Genomic DNA, 5208 nt, shown 5'->3' on the forward strand with positions numbered 1-5208 from the left:
GCTGTTTCACTTTCTCTGTAAATAAATCCACCACATTTCCAAACAATCCTCCCAGCGCGATAATCGTCTCATACAAGAAGATTTTCCCCTTCGACGCCGTCGCCGTCTTTCCAATCAGGCGCGGATAAACGCCGATGACCACCAGAAAGGCGTAGACTCCTGCTGCCACCGTGCTTCCCGCCGCCAGCCCCGCCAGCAAAAGCAGCGCTTCTTTAAGAAACATCGATGTCATCCTCCTTCCGCTCCTCGTTCTGAATCAGCGTTTTATTGACATTTTCCTCATACAGGCGCATTTCTACCTCCAGCGGCGTCGGATCGAGACTGAATTTCCACGAAGTAAAATGGTTAAAAAACAGCAAAATCCCCACCGGAAGCCCGATCGAATAACCGACCTCCAACGCCGTTGTTCCGTCCGACGCCTGCCCCGTCGTGATCTCATATATTTTCCTGAATACATCCAGCACGTTTGCATCGTTGTTGAATGTCATGATCGCAAATGCCGCCCCGAAAAAGCAAATCAGGCAGACGAACAGCGTCTTGCACCACTGCCAGACAAGCGCCTGACGGCGCGGCGGCTGATAATGAATGACATAGTCCGTCTCCCCCAGATTCTGCACCGATGTCCCCGGAATTTCCCGTTCAATCTGCTGGATAATCTCCATGACGTTTCCAACCAGACGGCTTTCGCGCTGTTTCCCGCGGCTTTCGCGCTGTTTCCCGCCGCCGCGGATCCTCTTCACGATCATCGCACGGCAGCGGCTTTCCACGCTTTTTTCACTGCAATAAACTTCTCCCAGGCTTGCAAGCGGTACATTTTTCTCATGTACCTGCGTGATCTGGCTGAGTTTCAGATAGACCGTCTGTGTCATAATGCTGCCTTCTCCGTCTGTGCCTCCGGTCTCAAAAATGCCTCCGCGCTGTCCCCGGAATGCTGTACGAAGGTTCCGTCAATGTAGACGCTGTCCCGCCCCACTGCCATCAGACAGAGACAGAGCGCTGCCACAATCAGAATCATGCATCCGACCCAGATACAGATTCCCATCTTTTTTTTCATTGTCACTTTCACATTTCCCGTCATTTTTTTCCATCCTTCCTGTGTATTCTGGAAACTCCAAAAGTTCCTGTATCCAGTAGTATGGCTGTCTTTCAATGGAGTATGCACATTCATATATTCTGAATTATAAGCCTGTCTTTTTTTCTCATGTTTCTTCCAGCTTTGCACGCATCTGCCCTAATATTTTCCGCTCGATCCGCGACACCTGTACTTGTGAAATGCCGAGCTGCGCCGCGATCTGAGTCTGTGTCTGATCATAAAAATAGTGCCGCACAATGATCTCCCGCTGCCGTCCATTGAGCATTTTCAGCAAATCTCCCAAAAGCATCCGGTCAAGCAGAACCTCATTCTCCGCTGTCTCCCCAGCAATCCGGTCCTGAAGCAGAAGACCAGTTTCTTCCCCGGCGCTGGCTGGTGCAGAGAGCGATTCAACCGGACTGTCCGCCGCCATCGATGCGGCAGCTTCCTCACAGCTCACTCCAATCTGCGCCGCCAGCTCTTCCAGCGTCGGCTCCCGCCCAAGCGCCGTGCAGAGCGCTTCCCGCGCTGCCCGGAGCCGCTGGTTTTGCTCTTTGAGGGAACGACTGACCTTGATGATCCCGTCATCCCGGAGAAAACGTTTGATCTCCCCCGCAATCATCGGCACCGCATACGTCGAAAAACGCACCTCATATGATAGGTCAAACTTATCAATCGCCTTCAACAGCCCGATACTTCCGATCTGAAATAAGTCCTCCGTCTCACACCCCCGCCCCGCAAAGCGGCGGACGATGCTCCATACAAGTCCCAGATTGTCCTTTACCAGCGCCTCCCGCGCCGTCTTATCGCCCTGGTGTGCCCGTTTGATCTGCTCGATGGTTTTATCCATAGGACTCTGCCGTTTCTTTTTCTTCCTGCTCTTTATTCATATATCCCCTTCCAATTCGCTTTTTCATCGTCACGCACGTTCCGCAGCCCACCTTGGACTCCACCTCGACCTCATCCATAAACGCTTCCATAAACGAAAAGCCCATCCCTGAGCGCTCGCCGGTCGTGTCTGTCGTATACATCGGCTCCATCGCCTTTTCCACATCCAGGATTCCTTTTCCCTCATCCCGGACCGAAATTATCAGTTCTTCTCCCTCAATCCGCGCTTCTATGTAAATAATTCCGATTTCATCGCTATACCCATGAATCACCGCATTTGTCACCGCCTCCGAGACCGCCGTTTTCACATCCTCCAGCTCCTCCATCGTCGGATTCATCCGACTCATAAAGACTGCCGCTGTGACACGGGCAAACTCCTCGTTCGATGAATGGCTGTTTATCTCCAGGTGCATCCACGTGCCATTCTTCTCTGCTTGTCTCTGTTCATTCTGTTCGAATTTTCTGTATTCTTCTGAATTTTTTATTTTTTTAAGTTTTCCTTTCACTTCCGTTTCTGATACAGATATATCATCCGCATACATATTCATCTCTCCTTTAATGTCTCCCATCCAGTGCCTCCTCTCTCGTCCGGTACGACTGCACCAGACGATACACGCCGCCGATCCGCAAAATCCGGCGCATCCGCTCGCCTGCCCCGTACACCGCCACCGTGCCGCTGCTGCCCTCCATCTGCTTATACCGGTTGAGAATCACACCGATCCCGGAACTATCCATAAATTCCGTCCCCGAAAAATCAAAAATAATCCGGTTAATATAATTTTCCGCCAGAAGCAGGTCTGTTTCATATTTGAGTGTCAGGCAGTTATGGTGATCTACCTCCTTCGGCAGATGAATCACCAGCGCCGAATCGATCGCTTCGTATGTAAACATATTTCGTTCCATATCAGGATTCCCCCTTTTTCGATTTTTTATGCGGCATGTTTCTGCTTCGCGCGAGTGCGCATCATTGGCACGTTAGTGCCTTTTTGTGTAATAGGGAATTCCAAGGAATTTCCTATTACACAAAAAAGCACCGTAAAGTTTTTATCTTTACAGTGCTTTTCTTCTTAATTATCTGCCGTATTATATTTGTACTTACTGCGCCGCTTGCGTCTCCGCTCCGCTGCCTGCTGCCGTTTCATCCGCCGCAGTCTCTCCCTGACTGATGATGGACTGACCTGGAACTGCAGCCTGCTGGTTATCCGGCGCAAGCTCGGCGAGCTGCTGTCTTGCCTTGTCCGCCTGCTCGGAATCCGCATACTGGGTCACAATCTGCGTAAACATTTCGACCGCCTTGTCTGTCTCGCCCTGTGCCCGGTAAATCATACCCATGCTGAAGATAACCTTCGGGTTTGCCGGACGGATCGCCAGACAGGTCTGGTAATCTGCCAGTGCTTCCGCCATACGGCCTGCCGACCACATCGTGTATGCCAGATCCTCCAGCGTCTGGTAGCCGTTTGTCTCGATGTCCTGCTTTACCCCGTTGGCAATGGAAACGACCGTCTCGTCCGTAAATAACGACGGATCAAAGCCCTCATAATAGGTAACCGCCTCTGCCAGGTTATTGTTGCGGTATGCCTGCAGCATTTTGACGAGCTTCGCATACTGGTTCAGAACGCTGTCATTGCTGTTGAGCATCGTATCCAGCTTGTTCTCCGCCTCTTCTTTGTCCTTTTTCGAGGTCTCAATGCTCTCATTTAAACTGTCAATCTCTTCATTTTTCTGATTGAGCTGCTCGTTGTACTGGAGCATTTCCTGCGTATGTGCATTATTTGCCTGCTTAATCTTGGCTGGCATCACCAGGAAAAAGATAACTGCCGCGCCCAAAAGCAGTCCAGCGCCGATATTGAGCACCGACTGCAGTCCCGTATTCTCCTTGTACGTCGGCGGCATAATGACATCATCATCCTGCATCTGGCGGTGGGAAAATGCATTTTTCAGCTTTCTCCGCTCGATATCCGCCTTGCCGGTATGTTCCTTAACAATCTCCATATACCAGTTCGCCTTGGGATTGTTTTTATCAATCTTGAGTACCTTATACAGGGATTTGCCCGCTTTCGTATAATCCTCATGACTAATATGCAAAAGAGCCAATAGAAGATGCGCTTTTACAAATCTCGGATTAGCTTCTACAACTCTTGTAAGCTGTAAGGTCGCCAGATCGTCGCTTCCGGTCTGCGCCTGCAGAAGCGCCTGATTATATTTCTGAATCGTCGCGCTCGCCTGATCCAGACGTTCCTGTTTACGCTGAATCTGGTCTAAATAATAATCAGCCCGGTTATCCTGCTCCTTAAAGTTCATGCTGATAACCCACTGCACCAGCGCCTCCGACACCTCACCCATCTCATAATAGATAAGTCCGAGAAGATTTCTGGCATCAATATGATACTTGTTCAGGTTCAGGCATTTTTTCAGATACTCGACCGCCCCTGTTAAATCCCGTCTCTTTGCCCGTTCCAGCCCGGCATTGTAAAAGCTGTTGGAAATCAGGCGAATTTTTCTTGTTCGATCCATCATGTCCGCCTATTCCTTCATATGTTTTAAAAGTTCCATCATAATATCCGACATATCTGTCAGGTCACTCTTCACGATCGCCTCGCCGACCTCCTCGACCTCCAGACTCGGTTTAAAATGTTCGATTTCTTCCTCGAAATTGATTGTCATTCCTTCGCCACTCATGTTTTTCCTCCAGAGTTTCTTCCTTTTATTACATGAATATACATTCCCGCTAATCTTACACCATTCTGACGGTGCTGTCAAATCCAGTTCGGGAAATCTTTTTCTCCAGCTCTCCGATTAAATACAGAGAACCCACACAGAAGCAGGTATCCTCCGGACGTTTTTCCTGAACCAGTGTCTGATAAGCTGTTTTTACATCTGGTATACTTTGAACCTCACAGCCATCTGCCACCCGATGTGCTGCTTTTTCCATCGCCTCCATCGAAAGTGCCCGCGATGTATATAAATGAGTCAGCACCAATCGATCCGGCTTCAGTTTCCGCATCAGTGTTTCCAGCATCGATTCATAATTTTTATCTGAAACGGCTGCAAACAGCAAAAAAATCCGACCATCTTTCCCGGACTCTTCTCTTCTGCGCGCTGCCACCTCTGCCGCCGCGCCCGCAAACGCACGGATTCCGCCCTCATTGTGAGCGCCATCCAGATAAACTCCGTCCTGGATCTCCTCCATGCGTCCGTGCCATACCGCATTCCGGATGCCCGCTGCCGCTGTCTCCCCGTCCACTGCA

9 protein-coding genes are annotated in these 5208 nt (G+C 50.2%); all 9 read right to left on the bottom strand.

Translation table 11 applies throughout. The annotated features are described in order from the left end of the window. Window positions 1-223, bottom strand: a 223-nt coding sequence (locus tag QVO97_RS01615; protein WP_288188616.1) for a stage V sporulation protein AB, incomplete at its 3' end; no start/stop codon positions are given. Next, entirely contained in the window at window positions 213-869 is a 657-nt protein-coding gene (locus tag QVO97_RS01620; RefSeq protein WP_022358677.1) for a stage V sporulation protein AA, read from the bottom strand. The genes QVO97_RS01620 and QVO97_RS01615, both read right to left, overlap by 11 nt. After that, complete coding sequence (locus QVO97_RS01625; RefSeq protein ID WP_022358678.1) at window positions 866-1078, bottom strand: hypothetical protein; 213 nt, start codon at window positions 1076-1078, stop codon at window positions 866-868. The genes QVO97_RS01620 and QVO97_RS01625 overlap by 4 nt, the downstream gene beginning before the upstream one ends. Before the next feature lie 121 nt (window positions 1079-1199). Then, window positions 1200-1922: a SigB/SigF/SigG family RNA polymerase sigma factor gene (locus QVO97_RS01630; protein ID WP_022358679.1), complete on the bottom strand. Its 723-nt coding sequence runs from the start codon at window positions 1920-1922 to the stop codon at window positions 1200-1202. Continuing rightward, window positions 1915-2373 carry an anti-sigma F factor gene (spoIIAB, locus tag QVO97_RS01635; protein WP_288188620.1) on the bottom strand — a complete coding sequence of 153 codons (459 nt, stop codon included), beginning with the start codon at window positions 2371-2373 and terminating at the stop codon, window positions 1915-1917. The genes QVO97_RS01630 and spoIIAB overlap by 8 nt, the downstream gene beginning before the upstream one ends. Before the next feature lie 142 nt (window positions 2374-2515). Next, window positions 2516-2863 (bottom strand): anti-sigma factor antagonist, encoded by a 348-nt coding sequence (locus tag QVO97_RS01640; protein WP_022358681.1) that lies wholly within the window; start codon window positions 2861-2863, stop codon window positions 2516-2518. Window positions 2864-3055: 192 nt separating this feature from the next. Next, window positions 3056-4474, bottom strand: a complete 1419-nt coding sequence (locus tag QVO97_RS01645; protein WP_288188618.1) for a tetratricopeptide repeat protein — start codon at window positions 4472-4474, stop codon at window positions 3056-3058. 9 nt (window positions 4475-4483) lie between these two features. Continuing rightward, a complete protein-coding gene (locus QVO97_RS01650; RefSeq protein ID WP_022358683.1) occupies window positions 4484-4639 on the bottom strand; it encodes a hypothetical protein in 156 nt (51 codons plus the stop codon). Window positions 4640-4694: 55 nt separating this feature from the next. Then, window positions 4695-5208: glutamate ligase domain-containing protein (locus QVO97_RS01655; protein WP_369678364.1), on the bottom strand; the 514-nt coding region annotated here is incomplete at its 5' end.

Source organism: Clostridium sp. CAG:43 (assembly GCF_000434655.1).
Lineage (GTDB): Bacteria > Bacillota > Clostridia > Lachnospirales > Lachnospiraceae > Otoolea > Otoolea fessa.

What these genes read in the sequence shown, in the direction of transcription:
- QVO97_RS01620 (WP_022358677.1), bottom strand. Translation starts at nt 869, where the DNA reads ATGACACAGACGGTCTATCTGAAACTCAGCCAGATCACGCAGGTACAT.
- QVO97_RS01625 (WP_022358678.1), bottom strand. Translation starts at nt 1,078, where the DNA reads ATGACGGGAAATGTGAAAGTGACAATGAAAAAAAAGATGGGAATCTGT.
- QVO97_RS01630 (WP_022358679.1), bottom strand. Translation starts at nt 1,922, where the DNA reads ATGGATAAAACCATCGAGCAGATCAAACGGGCACACCAGGGCGATAAG.
- spoIIAB (WP_288188620.1), bottom strand. Translation starts at nt 2,373, where the DNA reads ATGCACCTGGAGATAAACAGCCATTCATCGAACGAGGAGTTTGCCCGT.
- QVO97_RS01640 (WP_022358681.1), bottom strand. Translation starts at nt 2,863, where the DNA reads ATGGAACGAAATATGTTTACATACGAAGCGATCGATTCGGCGCTGGTG.
- QVO97_RS01645 (WP_288188618.1), bottom strand. Translation starts at nt 4,474, where the DNA reads ATGGATCGAACAAGAAAAATTCGCCTGATTTCCAACAGCTTTTACAAT.
- QVO97_RS01650 (WP_022358683.1), bottom strand. Translation starts at nt 4,639, where the DNA reads ATGAGTGGCGAAGGAATGACAATCAATTTCGAGGAAGAAATCGAACAT.